The 16,826-nt window shown below is 34.5% G+C and carries 14 protein-coding genes; all 14 read left to right on the forward strand.

Annotated features, from left to right (window positions below):
* Positions 1-113 precede the first annotated feature (113 nt).
* The 14 genes from ESZ48_RS16360 (at position 114) to ESZ48_RS16425 (ending at position 16,791) form a co-directional block, all read left to right on the forward strand.
* On the forward strand, positions 114-500 hold the full coding sequence (locus ESZ48_RS16360) for a helix-turn-helix domain-containing protein (RefSeq protein ID WP_129018579.1): 387 nt from the start codon (positions 114-116) through the stop codon (positions 498-500).
* A gap of 9 nt (positions 501-509) precedes the next feature.
* The gene (locus tag ESZ48_RS16365; protein WP_129018580.1) at positions 510-908 is read left to right on the forward strand and encodes a helix-turn-helix domain-containing protein; all 399 of its coding nucleotides are present in this window, start codon (positions 510-512) and stop codon (positions 906-908) included.
* Between the two features lie 1,474 nt (positions 909-2,382).
* Positions 2,383-3,444 carry a Fic family protein gene (locus ESZ48_RS16370; protein ID WP_129018581.1) on the forward strand — a complete coding sequence of 354 codons (1,062 nt, stop codon included), beginning with the start codon at positions 2,383-2,385 and terminating at the stop codon, positions 3,442-3,444.
* 965 nt (positions 3,445-4,409) lie between these two features.
* Entirely contained in the window at positions 4,410-5,333 is a 924-nt protein-coding gene (locus ESZ48_RS16375; RefSeq protein WP_129018582.1) for an NAD-dependent epimerase/dehydratase family protein, read from the forward strand.
* A 48-nt stretch (positions 5,334-5,381) separates the two neighbouring features.
* On the forward strand, positions 5,382-6,248 hold the full coding sequence (locus ESZ48_RS16380) for an FkbM family methyltransferase (RefSeq protein ID WP_129018583.1): 867 nt from the start codon (positions 5,382-5,384) through the stop codon (positions 6,246-6,248).
* 104 nt (positions 6,249-6,352) lie between these two features.
* The gene (locus ESZ48_RS16385) at positions 6,353-7,213 is read left to right on the forward strand and encodes an ABC transporter permease (protein WP_129018584.1); all 861 of its coding nucleotides are present in this window, start codon (positions 6,353-6,355) and stop codon (positions 7,211-7,213) included.
* A 564-nt stretch (positions 7,214-7,777) separates the two neighbouring features.
* The gene (locus tag ESZ48_RS16390; protein ID WP_129018585.1) at positions 7,778-9,046 is read left to right on the forward strand and encodes an ABC transporter ATP-binding protein; all 1,269 of its coding nucleotides are present in this window, start codon (positions 7,778-7,780) and stop codon (positions 9,044-9,046) included.
* The gene (locus tag ESZ48_RS16395) at positions 9,030-9,953 is read left to right on the forward strand and encodes an FkbM family methyltransferase (RefSeq protein ID WP_129018586.1); all 924 of its coding nucleotides are present in this window, start codon (positions 9,030-9,032) and stop codon (positions 9,951-9,953) included. Before ESZ48_RS16390 ends, ESZ48_RS16395 begins: the two co-directional genes overlap by 17 nt.
* A gap of 70 nt (positions 9,954-10,023) precedes the next feature.
* On the forward strand, positions 10,024-11,244 hold the full coding sequence (locus tag ESZ48_RS16400; RefSeq protein WP_129018587.1) for a glycosyltransferase: 1,221 nt from the start codon (positions 10,024-10,026) through the stop codon (positions 11,242-11,244).
* Between the two features lie 65 nt (positions 11,245-11,309).
* Entirely contained in the window at positions 11,310-12,203 is an 894-nt protein-coding gene (locus ESZ48_RS16405) for a glycosyltransferase family 2 protein (RefSeq protein WP_129018588.1), read from the forward strand.
* A gap of 33 nt (positions 12,204-12,236) precedes the next feature.
* A complete protein-coding gene (locus ESZ48_RS16410) occupies positions 12,237-13,193 on the forward strand; it encodes a glycosyltransferase family 2 protein (RefSeq protein ID WP_129018589.1) in 957 nt (318 codons plus the stop codon).
* Entirely contained in the window at positions 13,186-14,445 is a 1,260-nt protein-coding gene (locus tag ESZ48_RS16415) for a glycosyltransferase family protein (protein WP_129018590.1), read from the forward strand. The genes ESZ48_RS16410 and ESZ48_RS16415 overlap by 8 nt, the downstream gene beginning before the upstream one ends.
* A gap of 19 nt (positions 14,446-14,464) precedes the next feature.
* Entirely contained in the window at positions 14,465-15,598 is a 1,134-nt protein-coding gene (locus ESZ48_RS16420; protein ID WP_129018591.1) for a glycosyltransferase family 4 protein, read from the forward strand.
* An 83-nt stretch (positions 15,599-15,681) separates the two neighbouring features.
* Positions 15,682-16,791 (forward strand): glycosyltransferase family 2 protein, encoded by a 1,110-nt coding sequence (locus tag ESZ48_RS16425; RefSeq protein ID WP_223266486.1) that lies wholly within the window; start codon positions 15,682-15,684, stop codon positions 16,789-16,791.
* The last annotated feature ends 35 nt before the right edge of the window (positions 16,792-16,826 follow it).

Genomic DNA, 16,826 nt, shown 5'->3' on the forward strand with positions numbered 1-16,826 from the left:
AAATCTGAATAACAAATGAAACTATTAACTTGAACAAAAAACAAATAATCAGGTTGACTTTTATTTGTTTTGGGTTGATAATTATTATAGATTTACAGTAAAAATTAGAAAGTATGGAGAAAAACGTTACGTCTCATATAGGAAAGAATATTCAAAAACTTAGAATATTGAAAGGCTTCAAGCAAGAGACTTTAGCAAAAGAGCTTGGTATGTCACAATCTGAATTTTCTTTTATTGAAAATTCAGAAATAATTGATGATGTAGTAATAATAAAGATAGCAGAAATTTTAAATTTAACTCCTGAGATTATCAAAGAATTCAATGAAAATCATGCCTTTTATAGTATTGATAATAAATTGGAGAATGTAACAATACATGAAAATGGACAAGGTATTCATCAGGTTTTTAGTCCTATTGATAAAGTGGTGGAATTGTATGAAAGGCTACTTGCAAGTGAAAGAGAAAAGTTAGAAATGTTAAAACAGTTGACAAAAAAATAGATTTAAATTATGGACACAATAACAAGTTCAGTATCACATCACAAAGGAAGAAAAGTTGAGCAGATAAGAAAACTCAGAGGTTGGACACAATCAGAATTAGGTGATAAACTGGGGGTTTCTAAACAAGCTGTTTCTAAAATTGAACAATCGATTAATATTGGAGACGAAAAGCTCAAAGAGTTTGCTGGTGCGTTGGGGGTAACTTATGAAGGATTAAAGAACTTTAGTGAGGAAAAAGTACTTAACAATACGAATAATTTTTACGAGAACTGTGGAGTAACAGCATCAAGTATAAATGCAAATGTTGAAAACATAAATAATCCAATTAAGGAAACTATCGAAATGTTCGAAAGACAACTTGATTTACTAAGAAAAGAATTAGTTAACGTTCTGAAAGAAAGGAAGTAATTGTTGCCTCAAAAAATATGAGACAACATTGAAACATCGAGAATCACCGATGTATTGGCGAAAAAGATAGCTCCTTTGTTGATTAAGTATTAGGTTCCCGATGGGTCAGGATTGAGTAAACCACCTCGTCTGCAATTTCTTTTCTGAAATTGCATCCACTCCTCCTTATGAAGGAGGAGAATTAATGAATTATACTTTAATTGAATTAGACGCTTTAAAGTTGATGGTAGAAAACACCAACAATGGCTGATTGATAAAACCACACTTATTCGAAGCTTTTGGAATAATGTTAGAACTTACAATCCCTCTGAATATGAAAAATTCAACGAAAAGAGTTTTACAATAGTTGCAGCAATAAGAAGGTTGATAGAGGAGACTTCATTTTTTGATATGCCTAAAAAGACAGGTGAAGTTCGCAATCGTATTTCAAATGATTATTCTATTAAATTGGAAAGTTCTGCGGTTAGTCAGGCATTATTAGACTTTGTGAAGGATGGGCTACTTAAGAAAAGCAAAGTCGGGTCAAGGAATTATCATTACTATAAGTGATATTTTTTGTTTACTTGATAACGCGGACGGTCCTCTGGTTTCCGTGAGGAAGTAATTGAACATATTTTATTTTGCCGCTTCTGTTGCTTTCCACCAACGACGTTAGTCTTTTATTGAGAATGGGGACGTCATTTATTAATTGGAAGGTTGTTACCTAAAGATTGCCGCGTCGCTCCTTTGTCGCTCCTCGCAATGACGGAATCAACGGGCTTGCACTCCCACCCAAGGAGCATTGCGGGGAGCAAACCCACAACCCTGGCGTCATTGCGAGGACGCAGGACGAAGCAATCTCATGGTTGGGTAGTCCAACAAACAGATGACTATTATTATGTAATTAGGTGTTCCAGCTGTCGCTAAGGTTAAGGGCGGGCCGGCGTGTATGCTTTGCATTTGCTAAGTAACTCTTGCGCCGATTTGAAAGATCAAGTGTTTCTCACTATGTTGGCGTTTTACGCCAGCAGTGTTTGGTTATTTAGTCTTTCTGGGGCATTTGTAGGCTAGTTTGTTGGGTTGTTTTTGGAGCCATCAGCAAAGGCAGAATAGTATAAATTATTTATTATATACTTTCGTTGGGCTATGGCAGATTTATTCCTTTGTAATTGTTCGATGGATTTAAATTGTTGGTAACAAACACTAACAATAGCTGAAATAAACCACCTCGTCTGCAATTTCTTTTCTGAAATTGCATCCACTCCTCCTTGGGAAGGAGGAGAATTAATGAATACTGCAATAATTTAATGCTTTGAAGATGTTGGTGAAAAACACCAACACTGGCGGAAACACCAACAATGGCTGCGTAGAAACCAGCAGCAATGTTAGAAATATACAAATGTGTATAGATATGTTACTTTTTGTTACACATAAGTGAGATATGTATAGAAAATCCAATTATCTTTACACGTATAGGTATGCAAAATAATAAACAATGAATTGGAAACTCCAAAATCTGCCATATTCCGTTGACTTAGAAACTCTAAAGGTGCTTAAGCTTTTACCGGAAGCACACAGGGCTTTAGCCGAATTAAAAGGAGTTGCACAATCAATTCCTCGACAAGATATTTTAATAAACACATTGGCCATACAGGAGGCGAAAGATAGTTCGGAAGTAGAAAATATTGTAACGACCCACGATGAGATTTACAAAGCCAGTATGGGTATAGAGAGTGTGACCTCTAGTCAGGCCAAAGAAGTGCAGAACTACATAGTGGCCATGAAAACAGGTTTTGCTACCGTAGCGAAGAATCATTTTTTATCCATAAATCACATTAAGCAAATTCAGCAAATACTAGAAAATAATAATGCGGGATTTAGAAGGGTACCTGGCACCACACTTAAAAACAAAAATACTGATGCTATTGTTTATACGCCGCCCCAAAGCCATGAGGATATTGTAAAACTCATGCAAAACTTGGAGGTCTTTATTAATGTAGAAGAAAATTTACCTATAGATCATCTTATTAAAATGGCGCTGTTTCATTTTCAATTTGAAAGTATTCATCCATTTTATGATGGGAATGGGCGTACGGGAAGAATTTTAAATATTTTATACCTTATACAATATCAATTGTTGGATACTCCTATTTTGTATTTGAGCAAATATATTATCCAGCATAAAAACCAGTATTACCAGTTGCTGCAAAAGGTGCGCGACACAGGAGAATGGGAAGACTATCTGTGTTATATGCTTACTGCTATTACCGAAACGTCAAAAGACACTTTGGAGAAAGTGAGGAACATCAAAAAAGCCATGGCAGACTATAAGATGCTCTTGCGTGAAAATTATAAATTTTACAGTCAAGATTTGTTGAATCATTTGTTTAAGCAGCCATACACCAAAATAGAGTTTTTACAAAATGAGCTACATATATCTCGTATCACGGCGGCCAATTATTTAAATCAGTTGGCTACTGATGGCCATTTGGTAAAACATAAAATAGGACGTACCAATTATTATGTAAACCATGCAGTACTTAAAGCCTTGAATTAAACTCTGAATGGGCTGATTTGCATTAAGAGGTTAGAGAAATGTTTGGGGATTGTGAAGAAACTATTTAAACGTGTTGATACGAGTAGGGAATCGGCAAACTCTAGGTTGATCAGCCTCATTTGACAGATTACTAACAACTTATTATTTTTATATTTAGGTGTAAGTATATGCTTTGCATTTGCTACGTCGCTCTTGCGCCGCTTTTAAAGATCAAGCGCTTCTCACCATGTTGGTGTTTTAAACCAGAAGTGTTGGAGCCCTTAGTTCTTTTCGGACATTTGTATATTATTGTATTTTGTTTTTTTGGAATGAGACCATCATGGGTAGGATAAAATAATTACCTCTAGTTATATCTACATTGCCATCCGTTTTATCTGGACTATAAATTGAAGTGTTGGTGGAAAACACCAACAATGGCGCAGATTAATTAAGGCTTTTCAAACACCTCTTTCTTTACCTTCGTTTCACTACGGTAAAATCATTTCCCAGTTCTTGTTCAAACTCCATTTCAAACTCCCCTTTCTTTACCTTCGTTGCACTACGGTAAATTCATTCCCCTCTTCATCTGAAGAGGGGAGCTGGATTGTGAGTTTTCATTTTGTTTTGTGAGTTTTTTATAAACCTCTTCTTTCAATAAAGTGAATATGATGGCTTAGTCAGGGAAATTATCACAAGATATTAAAACTAAACCTGTTGCTCCTCCCTTTAGTCAAAGGGAGGTGGCTAAACCGACGGTAGGAGGTTTAGACGGAGGGTTTGCGAATCCTAACTTCAATCACCTGTTATTCATGTTAATTAACTACATCAAATAAACCCACCCCAATTTTACAACTATTAATCCCCATAGTTCGCTCAATTTTTTTATATTAGTTTTTTGATTCATGGCGAGATATATTCTGAACATTCCTAAAGTAGAATCTCGTCATTCTGCCAGCGTATGACTTTTTTAATGCTTAACATATGATATGACAAATTTCTTGATCACTGGTGGTGCCGGTAATATTGGAAGTGCCTTGGCCGCAAAATTGGCCGAAACTGAGAACTATAAGATTGTCATTGTCGATAATCTGTCCACAGGCCATATCCATAAAATGCCGAAATCTGACAATGTGATCTTTATCAATGCTGATGTCAATATCTACAAGGATATCCTCCCTGTGTTTGGTCGTTTTGATTTTGATTATGTCTTTCACTTTGCTGCCGTGGTCGGTGTACAACGCACTTTAGAACATCCCATTGGGGTATTGGAGGATATTGAAGGCATCAAAAATGTTTTGGCGCTTTCAAAAAGTTCAGGGGTTAAGCGGGTGTTCTTTTCCAGTTCATCGGAAGTGTACGGCGAACCCTTTGAAATCCCACAGAACGAAAACACCACCCCATTAAACTCACGACTGCCTTACGCCATAGTAAAAAATGTTGGCGAAGCCTTTTTTAGATCTTATGAAAAGGAATACGGACTACCTTATACTATTTTTCGATTCTTCAACACCTACGGGCCGCATCAAAGCCAAGACTTTGTCGTCCCTAAGTTTTTGAAGGCTGCTATGGCTGACAAACCTATTGAGATCCATGGGGATGGCCTGCAGACCCGATCATTCTGTTATATTGAGGATACCATTGCCACCTGCATCAAAACCCTACACCGCCATTATGAAAACAGTGTCCTAAATGTTGGAAATGATCGTGAAATGAGTGTTTTGGAACTCGCCCAGGAAATTATCAAGGTCACTGGCTCCAATTCGGAAATTATCCATTTACCTGCTCTAATTGAAGGCGATATGCGCCGCCGTTGTCCTGATGTGACCAAAATGAAAGCCATTTTACATCGGGAGTTGACGAGCTTGGACGAGGGTTTGAATAAAATGATTCAATACTACAAGCTCGATTAATTTTTTGTGAATTTTAAAATTTAAAGTTAATGAAAGTAATTGCACATAATGAATAAACACTATTTCAAAAGACCGTTTTATCATCTCGCTGGTAGAGCGTCTAAGATTTTAAGAAATTTTCAAATATCTCAGGACAAAAAAATAAAACTGAAAGAGGATAAACTGTGGAATGATTTATTTAAAGGAGACGCCTGTTTTAAATTTGAGCTGCATAATATTTTTATGAATTTATATAAAGACAGCATATTATCGAGAATCATTTACAATGGATTTGAAAAAGATGAAATAGACTTCATTATGTCCACATTAAAAAAAGATGATATTTTTATCGACATCGGAAGTAACATTGGATTGTTTTCTTTGATAGCTTCGCATATTGTCGGAGAGAAAGGAAAAGTCATCTGTTTTGAACCTTCTCCAGTGACATTTGAGCGTCTTAAGGAAAATGTAAAATTGAACAATTTTGACAATATTGATTGTAGAAACATAGGCTTATCAAATAAGAAGGATGAATTAAGCTTTTATATTTCAGAGAATGGACATGACGCATGGAATTCTTTTGCCCCTAGTACTGACAATAAATTAGAAGATGCAATAATGGTTCAAGTTTCAACCTTAGACCATGAACTTCGCAAAATTGATAAAGAGCAAATTAGTTTAGTTAAAATAGATGTTGAAGGATGGGAAAAGTTTGTGCTCAGTGGCGGTATAGAGTTTTTTACCAAATATAATCCTGTTGTGATGGTCGAATTTACGGAAGAGAACACTTTTAATGCCGGTTATCCTGTTCAAGAAATTTTTGACATTATGCAAGATTGGGGGTATCAATGGCACAGAATAGTAAATAATAGGTTGATAGTGGAAACAAAAAAGATGCGTTACCCATATGTAAATTTAGTTGCTATAAAAAATTAGACGCCTAAATTATGTAAATATAATGTGCCGAAACGCCTCTAAATAATAAGGTTTAACTCCATATTTTCTATTATATTTGCCCAGTTAAAAATGCAACTCATCTCATGACACCACAGGATCAATGGTTGTACACCATTTCTTCAAAACATAAACTTATTGACCTTAATTTTAAGGAAATTTGGCGTTATAGAGATTTGCTGATCCTTTTTGTAAAAAGAGATATCGTCACGGTCTACAAACAAACTATTTTAGGCCCTTTGTGGTATGTGATTCAGCCCTTGTTCACTTCGGTTATTTTTACCTTGATTTTTAATAATCTTGGGAATATCCAAACCGGAGGTGTGCCGCCGTTTCTTTTTAATTTAGCAGGAATTACGGCCTGGAACTATTTTAGGGAATGCCTCACGGGGACCTCAAGTACCTTTACGTCCAATCAAGGTATTTTTGGAAAAGTCTATTTTCCAAGGGTGATTATGCCCATGTCCATCACGATTTCCAATCTTTTAAAGTTTGGAATTCAATTAGGGATTTTTATCGGTTTTTATATTTATTACGCGTTTCAAGGGCAGACTTTTGGGTTTAACAGCCATATCTTTTTACTTCCTGTATATATTATAATGATGGCCTTATTGGGCTTGGGCCTGGGGATGATCATCTCCTCCATGACCACTAAATATAGAGATTTAACCGTGTTGGTTGGTTTTGGCGTGCAATTGTTGATGTATGTCTCTGCGGTGCCTTATCCGGTAAGTGAGGCAAAAGCCAAATTTCCGAGTACTGTGGCGCTCATTGTTGAGTATAATCCGTTGACCCAAATTATAGAAGGCTTTAGAGTCATGCTTTTAAATACGGGTTCTTTTAGCTGGTTTGGATTTAGTTATACCTTAATCATTAGTTTGGTCCTGTTTTTAATAGGATTGGTTATATTTAACAAAACGGAGAAAACATTTATAGATACGGTGTAGTAGGCATTTGGGACCCGCCCCGAACGTACCTTTTCCTGCCCGAATGATTTCGTTCAGGCGGGCGGTTCGGGCGAGTTAGGGATTAGTTGTGAGAGGTGAGAGGTGAGAGGTGAGAGGTGACGATTAACGATTAACGATTGAAGATTGTTGAATAACGAATAACAAATAACGGTCAACTCTAATCAGGGATGTTCAATGAGGAGAGAGTGAGAGGTGAGTTGGTAGAGGATAGAAAATAGAGTAAAGAATAAAGAAGGCAAAACAAACAATAACGAGCTTTCATTGAGGAGCCGCTCCACCCAAGCGTCATTGCGAGGGCTCCCCACAATAGCTTCATTGCGAGGACTCCCACCCAAGCGTCATTGCGAGGACGCAGGACGAAGCAATCTCATCAATGGGAAGCCGTAACTTTGAGATTACTAACGCATAACTGTTTTAATATTTAGGTGTTAGTGAATGCTTCGCATTTGCCGCGTCGTTCCTGCGTCACTCCTCGCAATGACGGCAAAATTAAGACGCTCACATTGACGAAAGAATAATAAATAAACAAGAACTAATACGAACATGATCATTTTAAAAGCCGAAAACATCAGCAAGCAATACCGATTAGGTACTGTGGGTACGGGCACCATCAGTCATGACCTGAACCGTTGGTGGCATAAGGTGCGTGGTAAGGATGATCCATTTTTGAAAGTAGGAGAATCTAATGACCGCAACACAAAAGGAAATTCAGAATACGTGTGGGCTTTACAAGACATCAACTTTGAAGTGCAACGTGGTGAAGTCTTAGGCATTATCGGGAAAAACGGCGCAGGTAAATCCACCTTATTGAAAATTTTATCCCGTGTGACCAGCCCAACTACTGGCGAAATTAAAACTAAAGGCCGGATTGCATCTTTATTGGAAGTAGGCACAGGCTTTCATCCTGAAATGACAGGGCGTGAAAATGTGTATTTGAATGGAGCCATTTTGGGGATGACCAAAAAGGAAATAAAAGCTAAGGAAGAAGAAATTATTGCGTTTTCTGGATGTGAGCGTTATATTGACACGCCAGTTAAGCGCTACAGTAGCGGGATGCGTGTACGCTTGGCATTTGCCGTGGCGGCGCATTTAGAACCAGATATTTTGGTGATTGATGAGGTGTTAGCGGTTGGGGATGCCGAGTTCCAAAAGAAGGCGGTTGGGAAGATGCAGGATATTAGTAGAGGTGAAGGACGGACGGTGTTGTTTGTGAGTCATAATATGGCGGCGGTGAAAAGTTTGTGCACGCGAGCGATTGTTTTGGAACATGGTGTTGTTGTTTTTAATGGAAATACAGATGATGCTGTTTCTTATTACTTATCAAATTCTCAAACTTTTAATTCTTTATTGGAAGATAGAACAGATAGAATTGGTGATAATTCAAAATTTAAATTTACAAGCATTCATTTGAAGGATCAGTTGGGTAATTCAGTTGGATCATTAATGTCTGGATTAAGTTGTAGAATTGAAATTAAATTTCAATCGAATGAAATAAATGTTGAAGATATTATTTTTACTGTTGGAATAAAAGACATTAATGATGAATTAATATGTTTTTGGGCTTCTGATGAAATGGGCTATAAATTGGATAAAAATTTGAATGACATCACTCTTTTTATAAGCAAATTATTGTTGCGGGGTGGACAATATTCAATTTGGTTATTTTCATCCTATAAAACAACTGCTCAAAACAATTTTTGCGATGTTATAGACAAGGCAATGATTTTTAATGTTTTGCCTAGTGATTACTGGAATAAAGGGAAGTTAAATAGGACGAATAGTAAAGTAATAATCGATGGTGAATATATATAGATTTTATTTAGCCATTTGCTTATCAAGATTTCTTAAAAATAAATCTTTACGCGGTAAGAAATATCTAACTAAGTTAATAACGATCATCAAACCAAAAGTTAAGTGTGGTATGATTGTTAAAACTTTGTATGGTTTTAAACTCGAAATTAATCCCAATTATGATAAGGGAATAGAAACTCAAATTTACAAAACAGGTATTTATGAGGAAGGAACTTTATGGTGTTTTCAAAAGATTTTAAAAAAAAATGACGTTGTATTTGATATTGGTGCAAACATTGGCTTAACTTCAATTTATGCGAGTAAATTAGTTGGAAGAAATGGTACAGTGCACGTGTTTGAACCTTTAACGTCCACTTTCGAAATTTTAAAAAGAAATATAAAAGTAAATCGGTTAACAAATGTTAAAACATATAATATAGCTTTAAGTAATCATGAAGGTGTAGGATTAATTTACAAAAACTTGCATATAAATAGGGGGGCCGCGTCGTTAAAAAAATCAATAAATGAAATAGGTGAAAATGTAATAATATCAACATTAGATAGATTTGTTTCGACTAACGCTATTGAACTGATAAATTTCATGAAGATAGATGTTGAGGGATCGGAGTATGATGTTCTTGAAGGAGGTTTAAATATGCTCAAATCAAAATTTAAACCTATTATTTGTCTTGAATATAGTGAGGATGTTGAAAGCTTAAATAAGATAAAATTTTTATATAATTTGCTGAATGTTCAATTGGGTTATGATGTGTTCAAATCAATAAAGGGTAAAGGTCATGTATCACAATTAATTAAAATAAACGACAAATCTGAATTACCAAAGCACGATAATATTTATTGTTTTCAAAGCTATCATTATTCAGCTATTTCGAAAGATTTATTTTTTGGCCTGAACCTGAATTCATAAAGTTTAGTTTTAAAGTTATTTTGTTTAATTAAGATCCAGTAAAACCTTAACTGCAAGGTATCCCTAATATATGAAGACTATTTGTTTTGTTGTACCAAGTTTTCCTTCTGTAACCGAAACCTTTGTTACTAACCATATTATACAAGCCAAGATAAAGGGTTATAGGGTTAATGTTCTTACCAAAAATAAATTAGGCCTTGAAGCATCATCTCAACAAGAGCTTTTAGCGGAGCACCGCATATTAGACAATACCTTTATCATTGACTTTAAAATCCCGAGAAATAAAACTAAAAGGCGCTTTCAATCATTAATTTTAATATTGAAATTCTTTAAATATTGGAAACGTACAAAAGATATTTCAATAAGAGAACGATTCTCAACTTTACCCTTTAAGCTTAACTTTTATAATCAACTTAAAAAAATATCTGTTTTTCATATCCAATTTGGATTGGCTGGTTTTGACATTGCTCTCATGAAGTCTATAGGTTTGTTATCAGGACAAATCATAACTACTTTTCATGGTTACGATGCTCATTTCCATAATTCAGAAGAGCTTAGGTCATTGATAATGAGGTATAAGAGGCTAATGGAAGAATCAGGTCATGTTACGGTAAATACGCCTTATTTGGCTAATAAAGTGAAATTAATGGGATGTGATTACAGAAAATTGCGAATCATTCCCATGGGTGTTGATTTAAACTTTTTTCAACATTCTGAAGAAAAAAAAATATTAAAAAATCTATCTATAAAATTGATATCTGTTGGTCGTTTAATTGAACTTAAAGGATTTGAATATGCCATAAGAAGTATTAAGCTTCTTGTTGAAAATGGTTACAATATTAAGTATACAATAGTTGGAGAAGGCCAAGATAAAGAGATTTTACAGCAATTAGTTTCTAAATTGAATATAGAAGAATTCGTTTTTATAGTTGGTGCTAAAAACCAAAATGAAATAAAAGAGCTTTTAATAGAAAACAATATTTTTTTAATGAGTTCTATTACTGATAGTGCTAATAGGGCAGAAGCACAAGGTGTTGTAACGGCAGAAGCACAAGCCATGGGACTTCCTGTAGTTGCGTTTCGTAGTGGAGGTGTGCCATATACTATTTTAGAAAATAAAACAGGATACTTGATCGATGAAAAGAACATAGAAAAGTATGCCGCTGCTATAATGAAATTAGTAGAAAACCCCGTTTTGTATAAAAAGATGAGTATTTCAGCCAAACACTTTGCATCCAACAATTTTAATAGAAAAACTTTAAGTTCAGAGTTTTTTGGATTATATGTCTAAATTCATGATTTTATTCATATTTCTGTTATATACAACTTTGTAGATTAGTGCCGAAAATAGTAAACATGCCAAAACAATCCCTCGTTTCCATTATCATCCCCACCTTTAACCGCGCTCACTTAATAGGCGAAACGCTGGATTCTGTGTTGGCACAAACCTACACCAATTGGGAATGTATTGTAGTGGATGATGGCAGTACGGATGGAACTTCACAACTCATGGAAGCCTACTGTGCTAAGGATCCAAGATTTCAATATCATCATCGGCCAAAAGAGAGGCCAAAAGGCGCGAATGTGTGTCGAAATTATGGCTTCGAGCAAAGTATAGGGGAGTTTATAAACTGGTTGGATAGTGATGATCTATTTTCGAATAACAAACTGGAAGCGCAAGTTTCTGAATTACTAATGCCTGAAATTGATATTACAACATGCACTTGGGGTTTTCTTGAGAACGATTCCAGACATAAGTTGCGGGAATTTGAAATTTATAAAAATTATAGCAGCGGTTTAAAATTTCTTGATGATTTAGGTAAATACTCAACCTATTTACCCGTTCATGCTTATTTAATAAAAAGGGAGTTAATAAACCAAGCAGGATTTTGGAATGAAGATTTAATTGTAAATCAAGATGGGGAGTATTTAACTCGTGTCTTAATTGGATGTCAAAAAATAAAATATGTAAACAATGGATTTGTATTGTATAGAAGATCCGATCCAGGCTTTGCCAATATTAGTAGCTCTACTATAAATAATATACAAGGATTAATTGAAAGCTGGATATTAATAGAGAAGCATTTGAAGCCTTATTATAATGCGGATATCTTGTATGTGTCAAGTGCTAAATCCCGAATTTACAGTCTTGTTAAAAGCAAATATCCATCGCTTATTTTGCCCAATATCATTTTCTTTAGAAGAAATGTATTACTAAATCTGAAGCAAAAGGTTTTAAATTTTAAATAGAATAATTGATTTAAAAGTTCCAAAATTTAGTATATGAAAACTCCATTAATTTCTATAATAATGCCTACATATGATAGGGGTGATTTAATTTCAGAGAGCATAGATGCTATAATAAATCAATCCTATAATAATTTGGAATTTATTATTGTCGATGATGGATCCAAGGATGATACAATTAATGTAGTCACAGAGTATACTCAAGCCGATAAGCGGATAAAGTTCTTTGAACGTCCCAAAAATAGACCTAAGGGTGCTAATGCATGCCGGAACTACGGCCTTGAATTAAGTACGGGAGATTTTATAATATGGGCAGATAGTGACGATATCATGCATCCTAAATGTTTGGAAATTTGTTTTAGATTGATAAATGAGCATTCTTCAGATTTTTGTCGATTTAGTAAGGCCGTTTTTTTTGGATCTAATCATAATTATTTGATTTCAGAACCAGTTGTAAATGCAGTAATTCCATTAGATATAGATAACCTCTATGATATGATAAGCAATACCATCCCTTTTAATACCTGTACGGTTTTATGGAATAGAGAGGTAATTGGTAAAGAGCGGTTTAGTGAAGTGATTCTTTACGGAGATGAATGGGAGTTTTTTTCAAGGTTATTGTCCAACGGTCTCGAAGGAATATCAATTGATTCCGTATTATATTATGTTAGAAAACATGAAAACTCGACGACAGGTGAGTTTTGGAGCAATGATAAGATAAGAAGAAATTCTAAAGTTAAAGCTAATGAATTGGTTATTGAGAATTTAAAAGATAAAGACTTATTAAATTACAAAATGGCGCGATATTTCATTGGATCGTCTTTATTTTTAAAAGATAAGAAGGTTTATAGTGTATTAATTGAGAATATTGAACATTTAGGCTTTATTCAAAAAATGAAATTGAATATTCGATATCATTTTAATTTTTTAATAAGGCCGTTATATAAAGCTAAAAGAGCTGTAATTAAGAAAATAGGACGCAATAATGAATAGTTGTTCGAATAACATATTAGTTGTTGTAGAATCAATTGATATTGATGATAGTAGTGGCACTAAGGGGCGTATCGCCTTAATTCATAGTTTAGTTAATGCAGGTTATAAGTTAACTGTTTTGCATTTTACACAAAAAGAAATTCAACTTGAGGGTATCGACTGTTATGCCATTAATGAAAGAAAATATAACATTATCTATTTATTAAGTCGAGTACAGCGACTATTGAACAGGTGGTTCAGTATTGATATTTCTAAATACGTGGATACTCTTTTTGGTTTTTCATTTGGTTTTTTTAATGATGCCAAAAGTTTGGAGAAAGCCATTGGAAAATACGATCCTGTTAAATATGATATGGTTTGGACGTTGAGTAAAGGGAACAGTTATCGATCTCACAAGGCAGTTCTTGAGCTGCCGCAGTGGCACGACAAATGGTATGCCTATGTACACGATCCTTTTCCACAACAGTTGTATCCTCGCCCATATAATTACGTGCCTTATGGATATAAAAAACAACGTTATTTTTTCAGAGAGATCGCAATAAAAGCCAAGCGACTCGTATTTCCTAGTTTAAAGCTAAAGGAGTGGATGCAGAGTTATTATGAAGTAATAAATGGTAAAAGTTTGATTGTACCGCACCAGCTTTTACAGGATGAAGTTCACAAAATGGATCTGCCTATTTATTTTAAAAAAGAGAAATTCAATATTTTATTCGCGGGCAACTTATTAGATTTAAGAGACCCGAAACCTATTGTTGAAGCTTATCGTTTGTTTCTAAATGCATACCCAGATTCCAAAGAAAACTCTACTCTCATTTTTTTAGGAGGGCCATCTAAATATGACACTTATTTATTAAATCAACAGAAAAGCATGCCTTCTCTATATGTAAGTGATGGCTATGTTCCCTTTGCTCAAGTTTATAGAATGCAGCAGGAAACATCAGTTAATCTTATATTGGAAGCCAAGTCAGAGATCAGCCCTTTTTTGCCAGGGAAATTTCCACATTGTGTGGCAGCCAATAAGCCCATTGTTTATATTGGTCCGTATTATAGTGAATGTAAGAGGTTGTTAGGGAAAGAATATCCTTATGTGTTTGACTTTGAGGATAGCCAGATGATAGCAACTGCTTTTTCAGAATTATATGAAAAATGGAAATTTAATCCAGACCATTTGATTTTAAACAGACCAGACCTTATTGAGTATCTTATCAGTCCATATTTAAAAAAAACCTTAACGAATGATAATGTATGTTAATAGATAGTTTGAGAATGAGATGAAAATATTAATTATTGCTATGCGATCCATCCATACCATTAGATGGGTATCCCAACTGAAGGATAGTGGTCATGATGTACACTGGTTTGATATTTTGAATGGTGGGTACATCCCAGAATGGGAGTGGGTAACTCAACATACGAATTGGCGCTATAAATTTGGAAATTTTAAAGGACGCTATTTTATAAAAAGATATATTCCAAGGTTCCATCGATTATTTGAGAATAGTGCTGAACAAAAATTCAATGATCTATTAGATGAGATTCAGCCAGATGTTGTCCATAGCTTTGTCATGTATAACTGCACGGTACCGCTAATTACGACAATGAAGAAAAATAAACATATTAAGTGGATTTATTCAGCTTGGGGTAATGATTTGTATTATTACAGAAACATTGAAACATATAAAAAAGATATTCTAAAAGCTTTGCCACATTTAAATTATATGTTTGCTGACTGTCATCGTGATATTCAAATAGCCAAAGAAATGGGTTTTAAAGGTGGGGTTTTAGGAGTGTTTCCAGGAGGAGGAGGTTATGACATAGAAAGATATGACAGGTTGAATTTACCTATTGATCAGCGAAATATAATCTTAATAAAAGGATATGAACAACGATTTGGAAAAGCCATTAATGTTGTGTTAGCTTTAAAAAACATCCAAGATCAATTACAAGATTTTAAAGTAATCGTTTTTGGAGCAGATGATCCCTTTAACAAGGCTTTTAGCAAAATGGAAAATATTGATTTTATTGAAATTAAACAGCATATGAACCATAACGATGTGCTCTCTCTAATGGGGGAAAGTTTAATTTATATAGGAAATAGTATTTCTGATGGCATGCCAAACACCTTGCTTGAGGCCATTATAATGGGAGCATTTCCAATACAATCTAATCCGGGCGGAGCGACTGAAGAAATTATCCAAGATAATGTTAATGGATTTTTAATTGAGAATCCAGAATCCATTGAAGACATTCAAGAAAAAGTTTTGTTTGCTTTATCAAATGAAAACTTGTTGAACAAAGCGCGTTTTTATAATAAAGAACTGAGAGAAACTTTAGAATATGAATATATAAGAAACGAAGTTTTAAAAGCATATGACTCAATTATATTGAGAGAAAACGAGAATTAAAACTTAACGGATTTTGTTTTTTAAAAGATTAAAGTTTTTTTTGAAATTGAAATTTATAACTCAAAAAATCTAATAGATACATTTTGTCCATTCCAATACAAATCATATTTGCTTTCAGAGATCGCGATGTTGACCGTGTAAAATTATCGCTAACATCTTTAAAGTCACAAACTCAAAATAGTTTTAATGTAATTTTTATTGATTATGGCAGCCAAGACAGTTACGCACAGAAAGTAAAAGAAATAGTCAGTAGATTTACATTTGTCACCTATTACTATGTTGGTCACCCCGGCCTACTATGGAACAAAAGTAAAGCTATAAATTATGGATTAAGAAAAGCACACAGTGATTTTATTATTACCGCGGATGTTGATGTCTTGTTTACGGAAAATTTTGTGGAAATTGCTTTAAAGTTATCGAATCCAAATTCTTTTTCACTTTTTAAAATAGGCTACCTCTCTCAGCAAGTTACAGAGGAGCAGCAAAAACATCTTAATTTAAAAGCAATTAAAACCACTCATATTGGCGATACCTTTGGAATTGGTTTATTTCCGAAATCTACTTTAGAAGCCGTTGGAGGCTTGGATGAGTTTTACCACTTTTATGGCTCTGAGGACGAAGACTTAAATTATAGGGTATTATTATTCGGAGCCACACTAAATAACTGTAACGAGCTTTTGCTTTATCATCAATGGCATGAACGCTATCCTCAGGAGAAAGACCGTCAACTTACAGTAATGCCAAGATTGAGGAATGTATTGCGCATTAACCAACGTCATTTTTTATGGCATAAGGATCAAAAAATCATCCACCCCAATCCTAAAACATGGGGATGTTGCTATCGAAAAGATGATGCCATCATTCTTGAAGATCCAACATTCAAAATTCATCTATACAACATTTCATCGCATGTAGAACATTTCTTTGGTGCAGCAATTTACACCTATTCAGGTTCGGTTATTCAAGTTGTAATAACAGAAGCACCATATTTTAAATCACTAAAGTACCAGATAAAAAAAGCCATGGGAAAACAGTCCCAACCCTATATGACCATGAAAACCATAAATGATCTTATTTTGAAAGAAATCATGTTTCACTATCGTGACCATAACTATGCTTATGAGGTTTCAGAAGATTTGAAGCAGGTGAAATTTACAATCAATCTCGATATTAGTAACAATGATATTAATTAGAACAATACGCTTATTTTGGTGGAGCGAGCCTCGCC

Source organism: Gelidibacter gilvus (assembly GCF_004115975.1).
Lineage (GTDB): Bacteria > Bacteroidota > Bacteroidia > Flavobacteriales > Flavobacteriaceae > Gelidibacter > Gelidibacter gilvus.